This window comes from Paracoccus ferrooxidans, assembly GCF_029909815.1.
Lineage (GTDB): Bacteria > Pseudomonadota > Alphaproteobacteria > Rhodobacterales > Rhodobacteraceae > Paracoccus > Paracoccus versutus.
Genome location: NZ_CP038201.1, coordinates 677639 through 696099 on the forward strand (window position 1 = coordinate 677639; position 18461 = coordinate 696099).

Genomic DNA, 18461 nt, shown 5'->3' on the forward strand with positions numbered 1-18461 from the left:
CATGCTGAAACCTGTCCCGCTGGCAATCATCGCCCTTGCCGCCGGTCTTGGCACCGCCCATGCGCAAGTCGTCGTGTCGTCCAAGATCGACACCGAAGGCGGGGTGCTGGGCCAGATCATCCTGCAATTGCTGGACCACGCCGGCATCCCGACCCGCGACCGCATCCAGCTGGGCGGCACCCCCATCGTGCGCGAGGCGATCCTGGCCGGCGAGATCGACATCTATCCCGAATATACCGGCAACGCCGCCTTCTTCTTCAATCGCGCCGACGAGCCGATCTGGCAGGATGCCGCCGCCGGATACCAGGCCGCCAGGCAGCTGGACGAAGAGGCCAACGACATCGTCTGGCTGGCCCCCGCGCCCGCCAACAACACCTGGGGCGTCGCCCTGCGCTCGGAGGTGGCCGAGCAGGCGGGGGTCAGCACCTTCTCGCAATTCGGCGAATGGGTGTCGGGCGGCGGCGAGGTCAAGCTGGTCGCCTCGGCCGAATTCGTCAACTCGGCCCCGGCGCTGCCCGCCTTCCAGCGGGCCTATGGCTTTACGCTGGATCAGGACCAGCTGCTGGTGCTGTCGGGCGGCGATACCGCCGCCACGATCCAGGCGGCGGCGAACGGGACCAGCGGGGCCAACGCGGCCATGGTCTATGGCACGGACGGCGCCCTTGCCTTTTCCGGGCTGACAGTGCTTGAGGACGACAAGAACGTCCAGCCGGTCTACCAGCCCGCGCCCATCGTCCGCGCCGAGATCCTGGCCGAATATCCGCAGATCGCCGAGCTTCTGGAACCGGCCTTCGCCGGGCTGGACCTGGAGGTTCTGCAAAGGCTGAACGGCCAGGTCCAGGTCGAGGGCCTGCCCGCCGCCGAGGTGGCGCAGGCCTACCTGACCGAGGCCGGGCTGCTCGACTGAGGATGCCCAGGCCGCGCATCGACCGGCTGTCGGCCGTCCTGGCGCTGCCGCTGCTGGCGGCGCCGGCGCTTTCGGCATTCGGCCTGCGGCCCAACCGGATCGCGCAGCCCCAGGCCCTTGGCTGGGCCGAGGCGTTCGGGGCGCCCACGGCCGCCGCGCTTGCCGCCGGCACCCTGCTGCTCGTGGTCGCGCTGCTGCTGCTGCGCCGGCCGGGACTGCGGATGCTGCTTCTGGCCGCGGCGCTGGCCGGGCTGATCCTTATGCTGGGACGGGGCGCTGCCATCCTGCTGGAACAGGCGGCCCCTGCGGCGCGGGTCTCGCCCGGCCTGGGCTTCTGGCTGGCCGCCGGGGTGCTGGTGCTGCTGCTGGTGGACGCCTTTGCGCGCATGCAGCCCGGCCCCGCGCCCCGCGCCGCGCTGCTGGCCGCCACCCTGGCGGCGGTGGCGGCGCTTCTGGGCTCCGGGGTGCTGGCCGATCTTTCGGTCGCGGCCGAGTTCCGGCTGCGCGCCGCCGCCTTCCACAAGGCCACGGCGGATCACCTGGTCCTGGCCTTCGGCTCGTTCCTGGCCGCGCTGGCCGTGGGCCTGCCGGCAGGGCTGGCCGTCCAGCGCCATAGGGCCCTGCGCGCCCCGGTGCTGAACCTGCTGACGCTGATCCAGACCATCCCCTCGATCGCGCTGTTCGGGATGCTGATCGTGCCGCTGGCCTGGATCGCCGCCCATGTCCCCGCCGCGGCCGAGGCCGGGATCAGGGGCATCGGCATGGCGCCGGCGCTGGTGGCGCTGTTTCTCTATTCGCTGCTGCCCATCGTCGCCAATACCGTGGCCGGGGTCGATGCCGTGCCGCCGGCGGTGGCCGAGGCCGCGGCCGGCATGGGCATGACCGGCGCCCAGCGGCTGCGGATGGTCGATCTGCCGCTGGCCCTGCCCGTCATCCTTGCCGCCGCGCGGATCGTGCTGGTGCAGAATATCGGGCTGGCCACGGTGGGGGCGCTGATCGGCTCGGGCGGGTATGGAACCTTCATCTTCCAGGGCATCGGCCAGACGGCGACCGACCTGATCCTGCTGGGCGTGCTGCCGACGGTGGCGCTGGCCTTCCTGACCTCGGCGGTGCTGGACCTGGTGATCGCCTCCTTCAGGATGCAGCCGCCATGATCGAGATCGAGGCCCTGACCAAGACCTACGGCGGCAGGCCCGTCGTGGACGGCGTCACCGCCCGCTTTGCGCGCGGCACGCTGACCGCCATCGTCGGCAGCTCGGGCTCGGGCAAGACGACGCTGCTGCGGATGATCAACCGCCTGGTCGAGCCAAGCTCGGGCCGGGTCCTGATCGACGGCAAGGACGTCGCCCGCATCCCCGAGGTGTCGCTGCGCCAGGGCATCGGCTACGTCATCCAGGGCTACGGGCTGTTCCCGCACTGGACCGCGGCGCGCAATATCGGCGTCGTCCCCACCCTGCTGGGATGGCCCAGGGCGCGGATCAAGGCCCGCACCCAGGAATTGCTGCACATGCTGCAACTGGACCCGGCCGAGATCGGCCCCCGCTATCCGCATCAGCTGTCCGGCGGGCAGGCGCAGCGGATCGGCGTCGCACGCGCGCTGGCCGCCCGGCCCGAGGTGCTGCTGATGGACGAGCCCTTCGGCGCGCTGGACCCGCTGATCCGCCGGCAGGCGCAGCGCGACCTGACGCGGATCCGCCGCCAGCTGGGCACCACCGTCGTGCTGGTCACGCATGACATGAACGAGGCGCTGTATCTGGGCGACGCCATCGCCGTGATGCGCGACGGACGCTTCGAGCAGTTCGGCCCGCCCGACGACATCGTCCGCGCCCCTGCCACCCCCTTCGTGGCCGACCTGGTGGGCGAGACGGGCCGCGCGCTGCGCCTGCTGGCGCTGAAGCCGGTCGGCACGCTCCTGCGCGCGGGCCAGGCCCAGGGCGATCCGTTCGATGCCGCCGCCTCGCTTTCGGACGCCCTGGCCGAGATGATCTGGACCGGCCGCGACCGGCTGCCGGTGGTGGACGGCCGGGGGCAAGGGCTGGGCATCGTCACGCGCGACGACATCCTGGCCGCGGGCCGACAGGCCCCGCCGGCATGACCGCGCTGCGCTGGATCGTTCTGGTCGGCATGACGGGCGCGCTGGTCCTGTTCCCCGCCCTGTTCGAGCCCGTCCTGCGCCCCTTTGCGCCCGCCGGCGGGCCGGTCATCTACGACCGCGCCACGCTGGCCGGACTGACCGCATCGCATCTGGCGCTGGTGATGCTGGCGATGGTGCCCTCGACCCTCATCGCGCTGGCGCTGGCCATCCTCGTCACCCGCCCCGCCGGGGCCGAGTTCCTGCCTACCGCCCGGATGCTGGCCAATATCGGCCAGACCTTCCCGCCGGTCGCCGTGCTGGCGCTGTCGGTGCCGCTCTTGGGCTTCGGCACCCGGCCGACGGTCCTTGCCCTGTTTCTCTATGGCCTGCTGCCGATCTTCGAGAACGCGCTGGCGGGGCTGCGGGGGGTGCCCGGCTCGGTCCTGCTGTCCGCCAGGGCGGTCGGCATGACCCCGCGCCAGATGCTGGTGCAGGTCGAGATGCCGCTGGCCCTGCCGCTGATCCTGGAGGGCATCCGCATCTCGGTCGTCATCGCGCTGTCCACGGCGACCATCGGCTCGACCGTAGCCGCGCGCAGCCTGGGCGAGGTGATCATCGCCGGGCTGACCTCGAACAACCCGGCCTTCGTCATCCAGGGCGGGGTGCTGACCGGCTGCATCGCCGTGCTGGTCTATGATGTCTTCGGCCTGCTGATTCTTGCGGCAAGGCGGCCCGCGGCCACGGCAAGGATCAGAAGCCGAGGCTGAAATGCTCTCCCATGTCCGGCTTGTCGCCGGTGATCTTGGCCTTGGCCATCTGGTAGAGAAAGGACAGGCTGCCCCCCGTCACCCAGACCTCGGCATCGGCAAGGTCGAAGCGCAGAAGCTGGACATCCTCGTCCTGCTTGCCGTCCTCGAACCAGCTCGAAGCCACGGCGTTCCACAGCTCGTCAAGCTTGGCGCGGTCGTCGGACAGGGACAGCGTGCCGTGGATGCGGGCGAAGAGCCCCTTCCCCTCGTCGGCGACCACATGCACGGCATCCTTGCCGCCGGCGGCCAGGGAACGGGCCAGGTCGGTTCCCTTGGCGGTGATGAACCACAGCCTGCCGGCTTCCGCGTCGGCATAATGCGACATGGGCACGAGCCGCGCGTCCTCGGTCAGGCCCAGCATGCCGGAGTTGATGCCCCCGAGCCGGCTCCAGAATTTCTCCACGTGATCGTCATGGTCGGTCATGCTCGCCTCCTGTTGATCCCGGACAACGAAGGGCATCGGGAAATGTTCCTGCCGGGATGCGCGCCGCCCCTTCTGCGCGCGCCGGCGGGATTGGCGGATCGCGATGGCGATCGGCCCCTCTTGCCCCTGCCAACCTCCCTGCCAAACCCACGCCGGGGCTTGACAGAATCGGGCCGTGAGCTATCGTAATCGTGATAATGGACGGGGAACGACACCCTCTGCCATTGGGGCCATCATTCTGGGGCCCTTGCCCCGAAAACGACAGGATATGAAGTGCTTCGGCCGCTCCGGGACACCGGAAGACCGCCGATCACGCTTCCGCGCAAGCGCCGGCCGGAAGGACTGCTTTTCAGGCGCCCGACCCCTGGGTCGGAAAGCAAGGCCGGACAATCGAATTTCTCTGGGTCGGGAACGGCGCGGACAGGTGGAGAGACAGTCTCCGCTTCTGAATATTCTGTCCCCGGACCGCTGCCGACAAGCAGCAAGGATCATGCATCATGACTACGCCTCTCACGCCGGGGGTCTATGTTCGCGAGGCGCCCGGCGGCGCGCGCGCGATCGAGGCCGCGCCGACCGCCGTCACCATCCTTGTCGGCGAAACCGAACGCGGCCCGACCGGCCCGACGCCGATCTCGTCCGAGATCCAGTTCCAGCGCATCTTCGGCGGCTATTTCCGCAACGAAGGCGACGCGGGCACGGCGCGGCTGTTGCTGCCCTATGCGATCAAGGGCTTTTTCGAGAACGGCGGTCCCCGCGCCTATGTCCTGCGCCTGGCCGCCGGCATCGGCAATGCGCCGGCGACCGTGGCCAGCCTGCCCGTCGATGCCGAACGCGCGATCACCGTCAGCGATGCGGGCGGGGCGACGGCGCGGATCGTGCAGGCGCGCGCGCCCGCCGCGGATGAGCAGATCCAGGTCGTCATCGCCAATGCGGCCGACGGGGATGCGGCGCATTTCAACCTGACGGTCCGCGTATCGACCAACAACGGCGCGAGTTTCGCCAACCGCGCGCCCAACCCGACGCTGACCAACCTGACGACCGCCGACGGCGACCCCAACAACGTCATCACCCGGCTGGCCGCGGACCCCGACATCCGCTGGGCCGGCCCGGCCATCCGGCCCGTCAACATGCCCGCCGGCCCCGAGGGCATCCTGCTGGGCGCGGGCGGCACGACGGCCGGCTCGACCCTGCGGGCGCGGGGCGCGGGGGCCTGGGGCAACGCGCTGCGCGTGGCCATCGCCGACAGCACCGATGCCGACCCCGCCCGCTTCAACCTCGTCGTCTTCTACCGCCCCGTCGGAGAGGCGAACTTTGCCGAGGTCGAGCGGTTCGAGGGCCTGTCCCCCGATCCGGCGGACGAGAAATACATGCTGGACCAGCTTGCCCGCTCGGCCTACCTGGCCTGGGCCGATGTCGAGCCGCCCATCGCCTTCCGCCCGCGCAACCAGGGGGCGCTGACCGGGGCCACGCCGGGCACGGCGCTGGCCGGGGGCACCGGCGGCAACGCCACCTTTCCCGCGGCCGGCTACGGCGCGGCGCTGACCGCGCTGGACGGGATCGACGATGCGGCGCTGATCGTCTGCGCCTCGGACGGGCTGCTCAGCGCGACGACCAATGCGCAGCATGCGGGCTTCGTCAACGCCGTGCTGGCCTATGTCGAGGCGCGCCCGCAGCGCGACCTGTTCCTGGTGGCCGATGCGCCGCGCTCGACCGCGGCCGAGGATCCCGTAGGCAATGCGGTGGACCAGGCGCGCAACGGCATCACCGGCTCGGATTTCCGGGCGCTCTACTGGCCGCGGATCGTGGTTCCCGATCCCGCGGGCCTTGGCCGCGATCCGGTGCGGGCGATCCCGGCGGCCGGCCATGTCGCCGGGCTTTACGGGCGCACCGACGGGCGGCGCGGCGTCTGGAAGGTGGCGGCGGGACTGGAAGCCGCGCTGTCGGGCACGGTGGGCCTGGATTTCCAGGTGCTGGACCGCGACCAGGACCGCATGAACCCGCACGGGCTGAATGCGCTGCGCACGGTGCCGGGCGCGGGCCGCGTGGTCTGGGGCGCGCGCACCGGGCGGCCGACCACGGAATGGCGTTATATCAACGTCCGCCGCACCGCGATGTTCCTGCGCAGGTCGATCTTCAACGGCATCCAATGGGCCGTGTTCGAGGGCAATGACGAACGGCTCTGGGCCGCGCTGCGCGCCACCATCGGCGCCTTCATGGAGGCCCAGTTCCGCAACGGCGCCTTTGCCGGGGCGACCAGCCGCGAGGCGTATTTCGTCAAATGCGACAGCGACACCACCACGCCGGACGACCAGGCGGCGGGGGTGGTCAATGTCCAGGTCGGCTTCGCGCCGCTGCGCCCGGCCGAATTCGTCATCGTAACACTCAGCCAGATGACCCGCCGCTAGGCGCGGGCTGATCGAAAAGGAGGCAGCCCATGCCGATGTTCAACGTGAACGCCCATCGCATCGACCCCTACAAGAACTTCCGCTTCCGGGTGACATGGGACGGGCGCGTCGTCGCCGCCCTGTCCAAGATGTCGGCGATCAAGAAGACGACCGAGGCGATCGAATGGCGCGTCGCCGCCGATGCCGGCATCGTGCGCAAGATGCCCGGCCGCACCAAGTTCGAGCCGGTGACATTCGAATCCGGCCTGACCCATGACCGGCAGTTCCTGGAATGGGCCAACCAGGTCAACAACCCGCAGGGCGAGGCGGCCAACAGCCTGGTCAACTATCGCAAATCCGTCCGGGTCGAGGTGCTGAACATGCAGGGCGCCCCGGTCATGGCCTTCAACCTGATGCGGGCCTGGGCCAGCGAATTCCAGGCCCTGCCGGAAATGGACGCCAACGCCAACGCCGTCGCCATCCAGACGCTGAAGGTCGAATACGAGAACTTCGTCCTCGACGAGGCCGTGACCGAGCCTGCCGAAACCTGACCGGCCACCGGATCACCGGATCACCGGAAGACTGGACCGCCGGGAAAGGAGCAAGCCGTGCGCGCTTTGACGGGACAGGATGAAATCGCCTTCCACGCCCCCGCGGACGGGCCCCACGGGCGGCTGGCCGCGCTGGCCGCCGCGGTCGGGGGCCGCGGAATCGAGGCGCTGTCCGCCCTGACCCTGCCCGAATGGGAAGAGGCGCTGCTGGCCCTGCGCCGCGCCCTGATCGGCCCGCACATCGAATCCGAGACCGATTGCACCGGCTGCGGCGCCGGCAATGCGCTGGCCTTTTCCCTGGACGACCTGCCCCGCGAACCCGCGGCGCCGCTGCCGCTGGACGGCGTGCCGCTGAGGCTCCTGCGGCTTGGCGATCTCATCGCGCTGGAACGGCGGGGGCTTCGCGGAGAGGCGGCGCTGGCCGCGCTGCTTTCGCTGGCGGCGGGGATGGAGCCCGCCCAGGCCGAGGCGCGGCTGGCCGGTCCCGACCGCGAAACCGTCATCGCCGCGCTGGAAAGCGCGGTCGCCGGGCTGGGGCTGGAAATCGGCACCGCCTGCACGGATTGCGGCACGGCGCTGGTCCTGCCGCTGGATGTGGCCGAGTTCCTCGACACCGAGCTGCGCAGCCGCGCGGCAACGCTGCTGGACGAGATCCACCTGATCGCGATGAGCTATCACTGGTCCGAGACCGAGATCCTCGCCCTGCCCGTTTCGCGCCGGCAGGACTATCTGCGCCGCATCCTTGCCGCGCGGACGCTGGCGGAGGAGCCGTGATGCGCGCGCCCAGGCTGACATCGCTGGTCGGTCCCCTCGCCGGTGCGGGCGATCCCCAGCCCCGGCTGCGCCCCGCCACCGGGCCGCAACCGGCGCCCGAGTCCGCGGGGATTCCCGTGATGGAGCAGGCCGCGCCCCTGCCCCCGGCAGCGCCCCCCTCGCCGCCGCGCGCGCCCACGTCCCCGCCGCCCCAGCCCCAGCCGGCATCGCCGCCCAAGCCCGCCGCGCCGCGGCCCAGGCCGGCAAAGGGCAAGGCAACAGCAGCACCGCCGCCGCCCGACCGGACGCCCGCGCCGCAAAGGGCCGCGACACCGGCAAGGCCGCCCCTGGCCGCCGCCCGGCCCGAGCCGGCACCGCGCCCGCGACCGCGCAAGCCCGCAGCCAAGTCCCAGGCCGCGCCGCCCAAGGCCCAGCGGCCCGAGCCGGCACCGCCGCCTGCGCCCAGGCCCGGCAACCCGCCGGCCCCCGTCACCGCGCGGGTGGTCTTGAAGGGCTTTCGCCACCTCGCCCCGCCAAGGACGCAGCAGCCGCAACCCGCCGCCCCGGCCCCGGCGAAAGCGCCAAGCCTGCCCACCGACCCCGAACGCCTGGCCGCGACGGCCGAACGGCTGCAACTGCGCGCACCTGACCCGCCCGCACCGGCGCGGCACGCGCCCCAGATCCTGGCGCGGAAACCGGCCCCGAAGCCTGCCGCGCCGCAGCCGGCAACCGGCGTGGCGCCCCGCGCCGCCCCGGCCAAGCCCGCCGAGCCCCCGGTGCAACCGCGACCGCAGCCCGCGCCCTCCGCGCCCGAAAAGTTGCGCGCGACGCCTGCCGGCCCCGCCCTGCGCCCCGCGCGCCAGCCGCAGGCGCCGCTTCCCGCCGCACCGCCGCAGGCGGCGCCGCAGGTCCGCATCCGCATCGGCGCGCTGACCATCGTCACGCGCAACCCCGCCGAACGGCCCGCGGCCGCGCGCAAGACCCTGCTCGCCAAGCCGTCCCGGCGCGCGCCGCGCGGCCATTCCATCCCCCGCCCGGACGGAGGCTGAGATGGCGCGCTTCGTCAACCTGCACGATGCCGGCCGCGCCCTTGCCGCCCATCTGAAGGCGGGGATCGCGCCGCTGCTGCCCGACATCGCCGCCGGCCCGCCGATCGAGAACCCGACCGCGCAGGGCGAGGCGATCCGGGTATCGCTGCTGTGGGTGACGCCGCAACCGACGCATCGCAACGACGAATGGTTCATCGGCGACGACGGCCAGCGCCGTCCGCCGCCGCTGTCGCTTTCGGCCTTCTTCGTCATCACCGCCTATGGCACCTCGCCCGCCGGCGAGCCGGTGCAGGCGATCAACCGGCTTGGCCAGGCGCTTCAGGCCATCGAGACCGATCCCGTCATCGAACTGCCGATCCCCGCCTCGGCCGACATCGACCCGGTGCAGGGCGAGGGGCGGATGACGGCGACCCTGGTCCCGGTCGCGGCGGACCTGATGGAAAAGATCTTCACGCCCCTGCAGATGCGCCACCGGCCCTGGGCGCTGGTCGAGCTGGGGCCGGTGCAGCTGGAACGGCTGAACCTGCCCTTGCCCGCCCCCGACATCGTCGCGCCGGGGGGCGTGCGGCTGGCCGGTCCGCGGCCGATCACCCGGCCCGCGATCATCGGCGCGCTGCCCAACCCGCTGGGCGCGGGCCGCCGCCTGCGCATCGAAACGGCCGAGGCGGCGAATGCGACCGAGCTGCACCTTGGCCCGCACAGCTTCGCCCTGGCCGACCCGCCGCTCGGCCCCGGCCAGATCGCCCGGCCCGACGCCCTGGGCCGCATCTTCGTCACCTGCCCGCCGGGGGCCGATCCGGGCGCGCTGGACCTCGTGCTGGTCGCGCCCGAGGGCGGATCAGAGCGGCACGCCCTGTCCGTCACCACCGGCCGGCCCGCGCTGGATGCCCCCGCGGCGGCGCTGGCGCCCGGGGCGGACCTGGTGCTGACCGGCAGCAACCTTGCCGGGGCCGCGCAGGTGTTTTTGTGGCCCGCGCGCGGCATCCTGTCGCCGCTCGAGGTGATCGAGCTTGCGCCCACGTCGGCGACGCCCGCGCAGGTGGTGGTGGCCCGCGCCGCGCTGGACGCGGCGGGGCTGCGCGCCATTCCCATGCTGGCGGCGCTGCGCATGGGCCCGAACCGCTTCACCCCCGCCGTTCCGGTCGAGGTGACGCCATGACCGCGATGGGGATCGGCGCGGCAGGCGGCAGGCCCGCGGACTGGATGCGCGAGGCGGCGCTGCTGGCCGTCGCCCATCACCTTCGCGATGCCGAGACGGGATACGACCCGCGCGCGGGCTGGCCCGACCATGCGGAGGACTGGCGGCCGCTGGCCCTGCGCGCCGCCGAGCTGCCGCTGTCGCCCGCCGCCTGGATCGAGGCGGCCGCCGTCGCGGCGGAACGCTTCCCGGACGCCGCCGCCGCCTTTTCCATCCTTGCCGACAATGCCGGCCTGCACCTGCCGACGCCCGCGGTCTTTGCCCGGATCGCGGTGGCCGGGCTGGGCCTCGACCATGACGCGGCGCTGGCCGCGGCGCTGGTCGCGCCCCAGGACAACCCCCGGCTGGAACTGGCCCAGCCGCCGGGCGCCTGCCTGCCCTCGGCGCAATGGGGCCTGCGCCTGACGCCCGAAGGGCTGGCCCGCAGCTTCCGCGGCCAGCCCCGCATGCAGGGCGATTTCGTCCCGGCCACCCACCGCCCGGTCATGCTGCGCCCGGCCCGCGCCGCGGCCCGCATCCTCGCCGCCGACGGCGTGCTGTGGCTGCGCAGCCCCTCGCGGCGCATGGCGCTGCAACTGGCCGCGGACCTTGCCGCATTGCTGCCGGCGCGGGGCTTCGATCTGGTCGCGCTGCGCCCCGGCGAGCCGCTGCCCCTGCCCGATGACGACGCCCCGCCGCTGGCCGTCGACCTGTTCGCGCTGGAGGCGCCGCCGCGCATCCCCCCGCGGCAAGGCGCGGGCGCGCTGGTCCTGCTGGCCCCCGACCGTTTCGACGCCGGGCGGCTGCGCGCGGTCGATGCCCCGCCCTTTACCCCGGCCGAGGCACGCGCGGCATGGGACGCCGCCGGCATCGACGCGGCCATCGCCGACAGGCTCGCCCCCCGCTTCCAGCTGACGCTGGCCGAGTTGCTCGCCGCGCGGCACGAGGCCGAGATCCTGGCCAGCCTTGCCGGGGATGCGCCCGGCGACCGGCCCGATCCCGCGGGCTTCGCGGCGGCGATCTGCGCGGCAGGCGCGCGCCGCATGGGCCCCTTCGTCACCAATATCCGCTCGGACGTGACGCTGGACGACCTGGTCGCCGGCAGCGAGATCCGCAGCCGCCTGGCCGATGCCATCGCCTGGCGCGAGGCGCAGCGGCGGGTCTGGACCGAGATGGGCGTGCCCGTGGACGCGGGGGAATCGCAAGGGCTGGCGCTGCTGTTTTCCGGCCCGCCGGGCGGCGGCAAGACCTTTGCCGCGCGCTGCCTTGCCAATGCGCTTGGGCTGAACCTCTATCGCACCGACCTGTCGCAGGTCGTCTCGAAATACATCGGCGAGACGGAAAAGAACCTCTCGCGCATCTTCGACGATGCCGAGGCCGGCCACGGCATCCTGTTCTTCGACGAGGCCGACGCGGTTTTCGGCAAGCGCTCCGAGGTCAAGGACGCCCATGACCGCTATGCCAATATCGAGGTGGGCTTCCTGCTGCAAAGGCTGGAGACCTTCGGCGGCATCGTCGTGCTGGCGACGAACCTGCGCGCGAACCTGGATCCCGCCTTTACCCGGCGGATGCAGTTCGTCATCGACTTTCCCATGCCGCAAAAGGCCGAGCGCGAACAGCTGTGGCGCCGCAACCTGCCGCGGCCCGACTGGTGCGAGGACGGGCTGGACATCGCCATGCTGGCCGAGCGGTTCCGCTTTGCCGGCGGCAATATCCGCAACGCCGCCGTCGCCGCAGCCCATCTGGCCGCCGCCGAAAATGCCCGGCTGGCCCCGCGCCACCTTGCCCGCGCCGTCCTGCGCGAGCTGGAGAAATCCGGGCTGCCAAGGGGGGCCGACGACCTGGGCCCCCTGGCCCGCTGGCTGGAGGAGGCGCAATGAACACCGCCGCGGATCTGGTCATCGACATCGGCGAAATCAGCGTCGAAAGCGCCTCGGCCCAGGACGCCGCCCGCCTGCGCGCGGTGATCGAACGCGCCCTGGCCCAGGCCGCGCGCAGCCTTGCCGGGCTGGCGGCGGGCGCCGGGGCCCTGGGCGACCTGCGGCTGGAGCTGGCCGAGGTCCGCGACCTGCTGGCCCCCGGCGCCGAGACCGCGCTGGCCCGCAGGCTGGAGATCGCCATCCGCGCCGCATGGGAGGCCGCAAGATGAGCGACGCGATCAATTTCACCCAGGGCGCCTTTGCCGTCTACAATCCCGACGACACCGCCGTCATGGCAAGCTTCATCCCCTTCCGCTTCAACCCGGAATCGCTGACCCGCCAATTGCAGCTGGAACAGGCGCAGGGGGCCGAGGGCGGGGCAGAGCCCGGCGCCCAGGGCTCGGGGGGCAGCAGCGGGGAACAGGGGGCCGACGCCTCGTCCGGCGCGCTCAAGGAAAGCTTCTCGGTGGTGCTGCGCTTCGACCTGGCCGACCGGGTCGAGGCGCATTCCTCGCTGCCGGTGGAATTCGGCGTACTGCCGGAAATCTCGGCGCTCGAGGAACTGCTCTATCCCGTCGAAAGCGAGACCGAGGCGCCTTCCGACGGCAGCGAGCCGGTGCGCGCCCGCGGCCGCCGCCCGATCGTGCTGTTCATCTGGGGCGAAAGGCGCGTGGTGCCGGTCAAGATCACCGGCATGGCGATCGCCGAGACCTTCTTCAACGGCAAGCTCTATCCCGTCCGCGCCGAGATCGAGGTCGGGCTGGAGGTGCTGGGCGAGGCCGAGGCCCGCGACAACACCCGCGTCCAGTCCTCGCTGAACTTCACCGCCGCGAACCGCCGCAAGATGGCGCGGCTCTATCTCGATACGACCGCCGACCAGGGCACCAGCATCAACCTGCCGCAATAGGGGAAACCAGCGATGGCCGTCGACAAGAAAAGCCGTTACGCGAAATCCGGCCGGGTGGCCTGGGTGCGGGCGGACGGCTCGCAGGTCGAGCTGATCGGCCTGACCCCGCGCTCCGCCCGCGCGGCGATCTTTGCCGCCGTGGCCACCGACACCGACCGGCTGGATACGCTGGCGACCCGCTATTACCGCGATCCGCTGAAGCTGTGGCGCATCGCCGACGCATCGCCCGCGCTCGATCCCTTCGACGCGGTGGTGCCGGGCACGCCCGTGCAGATCCCCCCGGACAAGTGAGGACGCCATGGCCACGCCGCGCTTTTCCATCGAGATCGACGGAACCCGGCTTCCGGGGGCGCTGCTTGGCCGGGTCGGCGCGCTGGAACTGACCGAGGCGGACGACCAGCCCGCGCGCCTGGCGCTGCGGATCGGGCTGCGGCAGGGGGCGGACGGCACCTATGACGTGCTGGACGACGGCCCCTTCGAGCCGGGCGCCGAGATCCGCCTGACCCTGGCCGCGCCGGGCGGGGCGGACCAGGTGATGTTCTCCGGCTACCTGTCGCATCTGCGCCCGCATTTCGAGGAACCCGAGGCCAATTCCTGGCTGGAGGTTCTGGCCGCCGACGCCGCCATGCTGATGGCCGCGGAGGAACGCGTGGCCAGCTATCCCGACGCCGGCGATTCCGACGCCGCGCGCGAGATCGCCGGCCGCTACGGGCTGCAGGTCGAGGCGCAGGACACCGATGCCAAGCTGGCCGCCGACGACATGCTGCTGATCCAGCGCGCCGACGACTGGTCGTTCCTGCGCCATCTGGCGGCGCGCAACGGCTTCGTCACCTATCTGGAACCGGATCCCGCCTCGGGCCAGCCGACCTGCCATTTCCATCCGCGCGACCTGGGGGGCCAGCCGCAGGCCGACCTGACCATCCTGCGCGAGAATGCCAACCTGGACTGGATCGACTTCGCCGCCAGCCTGGAGCGCCCGGAAAAGCGCCTGGCCCACGGCATCGACGCGGTGGCCAAGCGCATGGTCCGGGCCGACGGCGAGGCGCAGGACGAGCTGCTGGGGCAGGCGCTTTTCGCCGCCGAGGCCGCTGAAGGGCTGGCCCGCGCCGGGGCGACCGGCTCGGTCCGCTTCCTGCGCGGCGCGCTGCCCCGCGACGCGGCGATGGGCGCCCATGCGCGCGGGCGCGGGGTCCGGGACCACCTGGCGATCGAGGCAAGGGGCCAGCTCGACCCCGCGCGCTATCGCGGCCTGCTGCGGGCGCATCGCACCGCGCTGATCAAGGGCGTCGGCGACCGGCTCAGCGGCACCTGGTATATCCGCGAGGTCACGACCGAGATGGCCGAGGGCATGCTGGTCCAGCGCTTCTCGGCGCTGTCGAACGCCCTGGGACGGCGCGGCGGCGAAAGTTTCGGGCAATCGGCGGAAGAGGAGCCTCCGGCATGAGCGGCAACGGACCAAGGGCGGATTTCGGGCGGATGCTGGCGACGGAAGGGTTGTCCTCGGACCTGCTGCGCGCGCTGGCCGCGCTGGTGGGCGAGGCCGGGCGGCCGGCCTTCTACGGCAAATATGCCGGCATCGTCACCGACCGCGACGACCCCAAGAAGATCGCCCGCATCCGCGCCCGCGTCCCCGAAGTCCTGGGCGAGGACCAGGAAACCGGCTGGGCGCTGCCCTGCCTGCCCTGGGGCGGCGGCCACAACCGCGGCTTTTTCGCCCTGCCCGAGGTCGGCGACACCGTCTGGATCGAGTTCGAGGCCGGCGACCCGATGCGCCCGATCTGGGCCGGCACCTTCTGGGGCGCGCCGGAAAGCAGCGGCGGGCAGGACGACCTGGGAACCGACACCGGCACCGAGGCGCCCGAGGGGCCTGACGGCCCCGCCGCCCCCGGCCTGGTCATCCTGCGCACCAGGGCCGGCCATGTCGTCAGCCTGGACGACGACGGCGAGGTCGTCGTCATCGCCGAGGCCTCGGGCGCCGAGCTGCGCATCTCGGGGCAGGGAGAGATCACCATCACCGCCGACACGATCAAGCTGGGGGCCAATGCCTCGGAATCGCTGATCCTCGGCGACGCCTTCATGCAGCTTTTCAACAGCCATACCCATCCGACCGGCGTCGGCCCCTCGGGGCCGCCCGCCCAGCCGATGGGCTCCAGCCATCTCAGCCAGGTTTCGAAGACGGAATAGACCATGCCGCTTGTCCCCGCTGCCCTTTCGCAATCGCTTCAGTCGCAATGGTTGCCGCGCGACGAGAACGGCGATTTCAAGGACGACGCCTCGGCCTCGGCGCAGGCCCTGGCGGGGGCCGTCGCCGACTGGTTCGGCATGGCGATGGCGGCGGGCGTTCCCTGCGCGACGGCGGCGGCGCGCAAGGGCCAGTTGCAGGCGCAGCTGACGCCCGTGCTGCAAGCCGGCTCGGCTGCGGCGGCGGGACAGGGGATCGCGCTGTCCTTCATGGCCTATGTCGCCGGCCAGTCCTTTGGCCCCGGCGTGGCCGCGCCCCCCGTCGCGACCGCGGCCGCGGGGGCGGCGATCACGGCGGCCCTGTCCGATACCGGCGCCGCGCAATCCTCGCGCGCCGACCGGATCGCGGCGGCGCTGCATGCCCAGGCCCTGTCCGCGATCGTGACCTTTCCGCCGCCCATGCCCCCCGCGCCCGTCACCTGAAAGGAAAGACAGGATGGCCGCCCGACATATCGCCGATCCCTTCGCCCTTGGCCCGCCGCTGGTGCGCGCCGGCACCCGGCTGCGCCGCGAGGGGCTGGCCGAGACCGAGGATGCTCATATCCATGTCCGCGACCGCATCATGGCGGTGCTGTTCACCCGCCCGGCCGAGCGCGTCATGCGCCCGCGCTTCGGCGCCGGGCTGGATGCGCAAGTGTTCCAGAACATCTCTCCGCTGGCGCTGTCGGCCATCGAATACCGCATCCGCGAAAGCCTCGACGCGGTTTTCGCCGGCGAGGTCACGCTGGAGGAGCTGACCGTCGAGGATGGCGGCGACGAGGGCACGGTTCTGGTCTCGATCGACTACGCCCTGCGCGCCGACCGCACGCCCCACCGGCTGGAGGTGGTGCTATGAGCGAGCCGGGCGCCTTCGGACTGCAATGGGGCGAGGCCGAGATCGGGCCGGGCTGGCAGGGAATCGCGGCGCTGAGCTTTTCCGAACCGCCACCGCCGGGCTTTGCCGTGGCCCTGTCGGTGCGGCTGGCCAAGCCGGCCGCGGGCCTTGCGCCCCAGGACATCGCCGTCACCGCGCCCGGCGGCCTGCCGCTGGAGGCCGAGGTGATGCCGGTCGCGGATGGCGACGGCACCATCACCGTCCGCTTCGTCCAGCAGGGGCCGCGCGGCCGGACGCTGGTGCGGCTGCTTTCGGGCGGCGACGACCCGCTCGACCCGTTCTTCGCCGAGGCCGGCTTCGATTTCTTCGTCGCCTGCCCGGCGGGCGATTGCCGCGAACCCGCCGCGCCGCCCCCGCCGCCGGGGGTGCAGCCCGCCATCGACCTTGCGACCAAGGATTTCACCGGCTTCCTTGCGGTGATGCAGAACTGGGCCGCCGCCACCGATCCGAACTGGGCCGGCACCAACCCCGCCTCGACCGAGGCGATGCTGGTCGAACTGCTGGCCCATCATGCCGAGATGCTGTCGCTGCACCAGGACCGCGTCGCGCAGGAGGCGTTCGTCGACACCGCGCGCGAGCGGCTTTCGCTCAGCCGCCATGCCGCCGCGCTCGGCCTGGCGCTGGACGAGGGCGACTCGGCCCTTGCCGTCGTCGCCGTAGACCTGCCGCCCGGCCGGGCGGGCTTCCTGCCCGCGGGCACCCGTTTCGTGCGCGAAGAGGGCATGGGCCGGATCACCGCCACCTTCACCAGCCGGGCCCCCGCCATGCTGGACGCCGCCTGGAATGCCGGGCTGCAACGCGATGCCGACCGCGGCCTGCTGCGGCCGGCGGCCTGGCCCGGCGCGCCCGATGCGATCCTGCCCGCCGGCGCGCGCGAATTGCTGCTGTGGGGCTGGGGCGCGCATCTGCTGCCGGGCCAGCGCATCGCGCTGGTGCAGGGCCGCGCCGCCCATGTCACCCGGATCGCGGCCCTGGCCGAGATCAGCCGGCCGGGCTGGGCCGCCGACCCCTCGGACCCCGCCCACACGCTGCCGCGCGAGCTGACGCGGCTGGAACTGGCCGAGCCGCTGCCCCTGCCCTTCCGGCCCTGGTCGGACCCCGAGGGCGCGCCGCTGCTGATCACCGCGAACCTGATCGAGGCGATCCACGGCGACCCCGCCAGCGCCGCGAACGAGGAAGGCGCGGCAATGGGCCTGGGCGCCGGCCGGCAGGACGTCGTCACCGCGACCGACCTGCTGACCGGGGCAGTCACGATCCGCGCGCTCAGGACGCCGCAGCCGCAGGTGCTGACGGACGGGGACGGCCGCCCCTCGGTCCGGCTGCATGTCGGGGCCGAGCCATGGGAATGGCAGCCGACGCTGATGAACTCGGCCGGCTTCGACCGCCATTTCACCACCGAGACGGAAGAGGACGGCGCGGTCTGGCTGATGTTCGGCGACGGCAATCGCGGCCGGGCGCTGCCCCTGCCGCCGGGGTCGGGGCCGCGGGCGCTGGCGAACCAGCCCGCGCACCAGCGCATAAGGCTGGACTGGCGGCAGGGCGATGCCGAGGCGGGAAACCTGGGCGCCTTCGCCCTGACCGGCGCGCGCCCGCCGGGCGGCGGCGATGCCGGGGCGGCGGCGGATTTCGCGACGCTGGCGCCGGTCGCCGCGACGAACCTGCTGCCGGCGGCGGGCGGGCGGGCGCGGGTCTCGACCGCCGTCGCCCGCGACCTGATCCCGGAATCGATCCGCAACCCCGCCCGCGCCCGCTGCGTCACCGCCGACGACTACGCCCGCGCGGCCGAGGACATCCCCGGCGTCGCCCGCGCCGCGGCAAAACCGCTGGGAGGGGTGTTCAACACCATCCTGGTCCTTTGCGCCCCCGACCAGGGCGACCGGCTGGACGCGGCGACGGCGGCGGCGGTCCACGCCCATCTCGACGCGCTGCGCATGGCGGGGCGCGAGCATGTGCTGGGCGCGCCGGATTACGTGGCGCTGGACCTGCATCTTGTCGTCTGCCCGCGCGCGGGCGCCGGCGCCGCGGCGATCCGCCGCGCCCTGCGCGAGGCGCTGGCGCCGGGCAGCGCGGCGCGGCCGGGCTTCTTCCACCCCTCGCGCCGGGGCTTCGGCGACACCGTGCTGCTGTCCGAACTGCTGGCCGCCGCCGCCCGCGCGCCCGGCGTGGGCGCGGTCAAGGCCGCGACCTTCCGCCCGCTGCGCCGCGCGGGCGCGCCCGCCGTCCTGCCGGCGATCGAGCTGGGCCCGACCGAGATCGCGCAATTTTCCGGCGACGAGGCGCGGCCCGAACGGGGCCGGCTGACCGTCACCGTCATGGGCACCGACACGCCGCCGCCCGGCCAGGGCTTCGTCGTGGCCGGCCCCGCACCCGAACCCGCAAGCACGGGGTAAAG

The 18461-nt window shown here is 72.7% G+C and carries 19 protein-coding genes; 18 read left to right on the forward strand and 1 reads right to left on the reverse strand.

The features are described 5' to 3' along the window. Position 1 precedes the first annotated feature (1 nt). The 4 genes from osmF to E3U26_RS16365 are packed head-to-tail and all read left to right on the forward strand — an operon-like array spanning position 2 to position 3748. Positions 2-907, forward strand: coding sequence for an ABC transporter substrate-binding protein (gene osmF, locus E3U26_RS16350; protein ID WP_499106035.1), 906 nt, complete (start codon positions 2-4; stop codon positions 905-907). A gap of 2 nt (positions 908-909) precedes the next feature. Further along, entirely contained in the window at positions 910-2061 is a 1152-nt protein-coding gene (locus E3U26_RS16355) for an ABC transporter permease (protein ID WP_499106037.1), read from the forward strand. Beyond that, positions 2058-3002, forward strand: a complete 945-nt coding sequence (locus E3U26_RS16360; protein WP_499106038.1) for an ABC transporter ATP-binding protein — start codon at positions 2058-2060, stop codon at positions 3000-3002. The genes E3U26_RS16355 and E3U26_RS16360 overlap by 4 nt, the downstream gene beginning before the upstream one ends. After that, positions 2999-3748 carry an ABC transporter permease gene (locus E3U26_RS16365; protein WP_072461284.1) on the forward strand — a complete coding sequence of 250 codons (750 nt, stop codon included), beginning with the start codon at positions 2999-3001 and terminating at the stop codon, positions 3746-3748. Before E3U26_RS16360 ends, E3U26_RS16365 begins: the two co-directional genes overlap by 4 nt. Here E3U26_RS16365 and E3U26_RS16370 read toward each other — a convergent pair. Beyond that, positions 3732-4214 carry a pyridoxamine 5'-phosphate oxidase family protein gene (locus tag E3U26_RS16370; protein ID WP_114536823.1) on the reverse strand — a complete coding sequence of 161 codons (483 nt, stop codon included), beginning with the start codon at positions 4212-4214 and terminating at the stop codon, positions 3732-3734. The two genes, E3U26_RS16365 and E3U26_RS16370, sit on opposite strands and share 17 nt — an antisense overlap. A 497-nt stretch (positions 4215-4711) precedes the next feature. Between E3U26_RS16370 and E3U26_RS16375 the strand changes: the two genes are divergently transcribed. Genes E3U26_RS16375 through E3U26_RS16440 form a run of 14 tightly spaced genes read left to right on the forward strand, consistent with a single transcriptional unit; the run spans position 4712 to position 18459 of the window. Continuing rightward, on the forward strand, positions 4712-6619 hold the full coding sequence (locus E3U26_RS16375; RefSeq protein ID WP_499106039.1) for a phage tail sheath family protein: 1908 nt from the start codon (positions 4712-4714) through the stop codon (positions 6617-6619). Between the two features lie 29 nt (positions 6620-6648). Continuing rightward, the gene (locus tag E3U26_RS16380; protein WP_036757981.1) at positions 6649-7149 is read left to right on the forward strand and encodes a phage tail protein; all 501 of its coding nucleotides are present in this window, start codon (positions 6649-6651) and stop codon (positions 7147-7149) included. A 57-nt stretch (positions 7150-7206) separates the two neighbouring features. Continuing rightward, positions 7207-7923: a hypothetical protein gene (locus tag E3U26_RS16385; protein WP_499106040.1), complete on the forward strand. Its 717-nt coding sequence runs from the start codon at positions 7207-7209 to the stop codon at positions 7921-7923. Further along, the gene (locus tag E3U26_RS16390; protein ID WP_499106041.1) at positions 7923-8951 is read left to right on the forward strand and encodes a hypothetical protein; all 1029 of its coding nucleotides are present in this window, start codon (positions 7923-7925) and stop codon (positions 8949-8951) included. The genes E3U26_RS16385 and E3U26_RS16390 overlap by 1 nt, the downstream gene beginning before the upstream one ends. A 1-nt stretch (position 8952) precedes the next feature. Further along, entirely contained in the window at positions 8953-10110 is a 1158-nt protein-coding gene (locus E3U26_RS16395) for a Pvc16 family protein (RefSeq protein ID WP_499106042.1), read from the forward strand. Next, the gene (locus tag E3U26_RS16400; protein WP_499106043.1) at positions 10107-12008 is read left to right on the forward strand and encodes an ATP-binding protein; all 1902 of its coding nucleotides are present in this window, start codon (positions 10107-10109) and stop codon (positions 12006-12008) included. The genes E3U26_RS16395 and E3U26_RS16400 overlap by 4 nt, the downstream gene beginning before the upstream one ends. Then, positions 12005-12277, forward strand: a complete 273-nt coding sequence (locus tag E3U26_RS16405; RefSeq protein WP_140849072.1) for a hypothetical protein — start codon at positions 12005-12007, stop codon at positions 12275-12277. Before E3U26_RS16400 ends, E3U26_RS16405 begins: the two co-directional genes overlap by 4 nt. Then, positions 12274-12954 carry a hypothetical protein gene (locus tag E3U26_RS16410; RefSeq protein WP_072461277.1) on the forward strand — a complete coding sequence of 227 codons (681 nt, stop codon included), beginning with the start codon at positions 12274-12276 and terminating at the stop codon, positions 12952-12954. The genes E3U26_RS16405 and E3U26_RS16410 overlap by 4 nt, the downstream gene beginning before the upstream one ends. A 12-nt stretch (positions 12955-12966) precedes the next feature. Next, on the forward strand, positions 12967-13245 hold the full coding sequence (locus tag E3U26_RS16415) for a hypothetical protein (RefSeq protein WP_499106044.1): 279 nt from the start codon (positions 12967-12969) through the stop codon (positions 13243-13245). A 7-nt stretch (positions 13246-13252) separates the two neighbouring features. After that, entirely contained in the window at positions 13253-14398 is a 1146-nt protein-coding gene (locus E3U26_RS16420; RefSeq protein WP_499106045.1) for a hypothetical protein, read from the forward strand. Further along, on the forward strand, positions 14395-15138 hold the full coding sequence (locus E3U26_RS16425) for a phage baseplate assembly protein V (protein WP_276241794.1): 744 nt from the start codon (positions 14395-14397) through the stop codon (positions 15136-15138). Before E3U26_RS16420 ends, E3U26_RS16425 begins: the two co-directional genes overlap by 4 nt. Before the next feature lie 3 nt (positions 15139-15141). After that, a complete protein-coding gene (locus E3U26_RS16430) occupies positions 15142-15618 on the forward strand; it encodes a hypothetical protein (RefSeq protein ID WP_499106046.1) in 477 nt (158 codons plus the stop codon). A 13-nt stretch (positions 15619-15631) separates the two neighbouring features. Further along, a complete protein-coding gene (locus tag E3U26_RS16435; protein ID WP_140849066.1) occupies positions 15632-16030 on the forward strand; it encodes a GPW/gp25 family protein in 399 nt (132 codons plus the stop codon). Continuing rightward, the gene (locus E3U26_RS16440; RefSeq protein ID WP_499106047.1) at positions 16027-18459 is read left to right on the forward strand and encodes a baseplate J/gp47 family protein; all 2433 of its coding nucleotides are present in this window, start codon (positions 16027-16029) and stop codon (positions 18457-18459) included. Before E3U26_RS16435 ends, E3U26_RS16440 begins: the two co-directional genes overlap by 4 nt. Positions 18460-18461: the final 2 nt, after the last annotated feature.

What these genes read in the sequence shown, in the direction of transcription:
- E3U26_RS16400 (WP_499106043.1), top strand. Translation starts at nt 10,107, where the DNA reads ATGACCGCGATGGGGATCGGCGCGGCAGGCGGCAGGCCCGCGGACTGG.
- E3U26_RS16355 (WP_499106037.1), top strand. Translation starts at nt 910, where the DNA reads ATGCCCAGGCCGCGCATCGACCGGCTGTCGGCCGTCCTGGCGCTGCCG.
- E3U26_RS16430 (WP_499106046.1), top strand. Translation starts at nt 15,142, where the DNA reads ATGCCGCTTGTCCCCGCTGCCCTTTCGCAATCGCTTCAGTCGCAATGG.
- E3U26_RS16415 (WP_499106044.1), top strand. Translation starts at nt 12,967, where the DNA reads ATGGCCGTCGACAAGAAAAGCCGTTACGCGAAATCCGGCCGGGTGGCC.
- E3U26_RS16360 (WP_499106038.1), top strand. Translation starts at nt 2,058, where the DNA reads ATGATCGAGATCGAGGCCCTGACCAAGACCTACGGCGGCAGGCCCGTC.
- E3U26_RS16365 (WP_072461284.1), top strand. Translation starts at nt 2,999, where the DNA reads ATGACCGCGCTGCGCTGGATCGTTCTGGTCGGCATGACGGGCGCGCTG.
- E3U26_RS16370 (WP_114536823.1), bottom strand. Translation starts at nt 4,214, where the DNA reads ATGACCGACCATGACGATCACGTGGAGAAATTCTGGAGCCGGCTCGGG.
- E3U26_RS16380 (WP_036757981.1), top strand. Translation starts at nt 6,649, where the DNA reads ATGCCGATGTTCAACGTGAACGCCCATCGCATCGACCCCTACAAGAAC.
- osmF (WP_499106035.1), top strand. Translation starts at nt 2, where the DNA reads ATGCTGAAACCTGTCCCGCTGGCAATCATCGCCCTTGCCGCCGGTCTT.
- E3U26_RS16435 (WP_140849066.1), top strand. Translation starts at nt 15,632, where the DNA reads ATGGCCGCCCGACATATCGCCGATCCCTTCGCCCTTGGCCCGCCGCTG.
- E3U26_RS16425 (WP_276241794.1), top strand. Translation starts at nt 14,395, where the DNA reads ATGAGCGGCAACGGACCAAGGGCGGATTTCGGGCGGATGCTGGCGACG.
- E3U26_RS16390 (WP_499106041.1), top strand. Translation starts at nt 7,923, where the DNA reads ATGCGCGCGCCCAGGCTGACATCGCTGGTCGGTCCCCTCGCCGGTGCG.
- E3U26_RS16395 (WP_499106042.1), top strand. Translation starts at nt 8,953, where the DNA reads ATGGCGCGCTTCGTCAACCTGCACGATGCCGGCCGCGCCCTTGCCGCC.
- E3U26_RS16375 (WP_499106039.1), top strand. Translation starts at nt 4,712, where the DNA reads ATGACTACGCCTCTCACGCCGGGGGTCTATGTTCGCGAGGCGCCCGGC.
- E3U26_RS16420 (WP_499106045.1), top strand. Translation starts at nt 13,253, where the DNA reads ATGGCCACGCCGCGCTTTTCCATCGAGATCGACGGAACCCGGCTTCCG.
- E3U26_RS16410 (WP_072461277.1), top strand. Translation starts at nt 12,274, where the DNA reads ATGAGCGACGCGATCAATTTCACCCAGGGCGCCTTTGCCGTCTACAAT.
- E3U26_RS16405 (WP_140849072.1), top strand. Translation starts at nt 12,005, where the DNA reads ATGAACACCGCCGCGGATCTGGTCATCGACATCGGCGAAATCAGCGTC.
- E3U26_RS16440 (WP_499106047.1), top strand. Translation starts at nt 16,027, where the DNA reads ATGAGCGAGCCGGGCGCCTTCGGACTGCAATGGGGCGAGGCCGAGATC.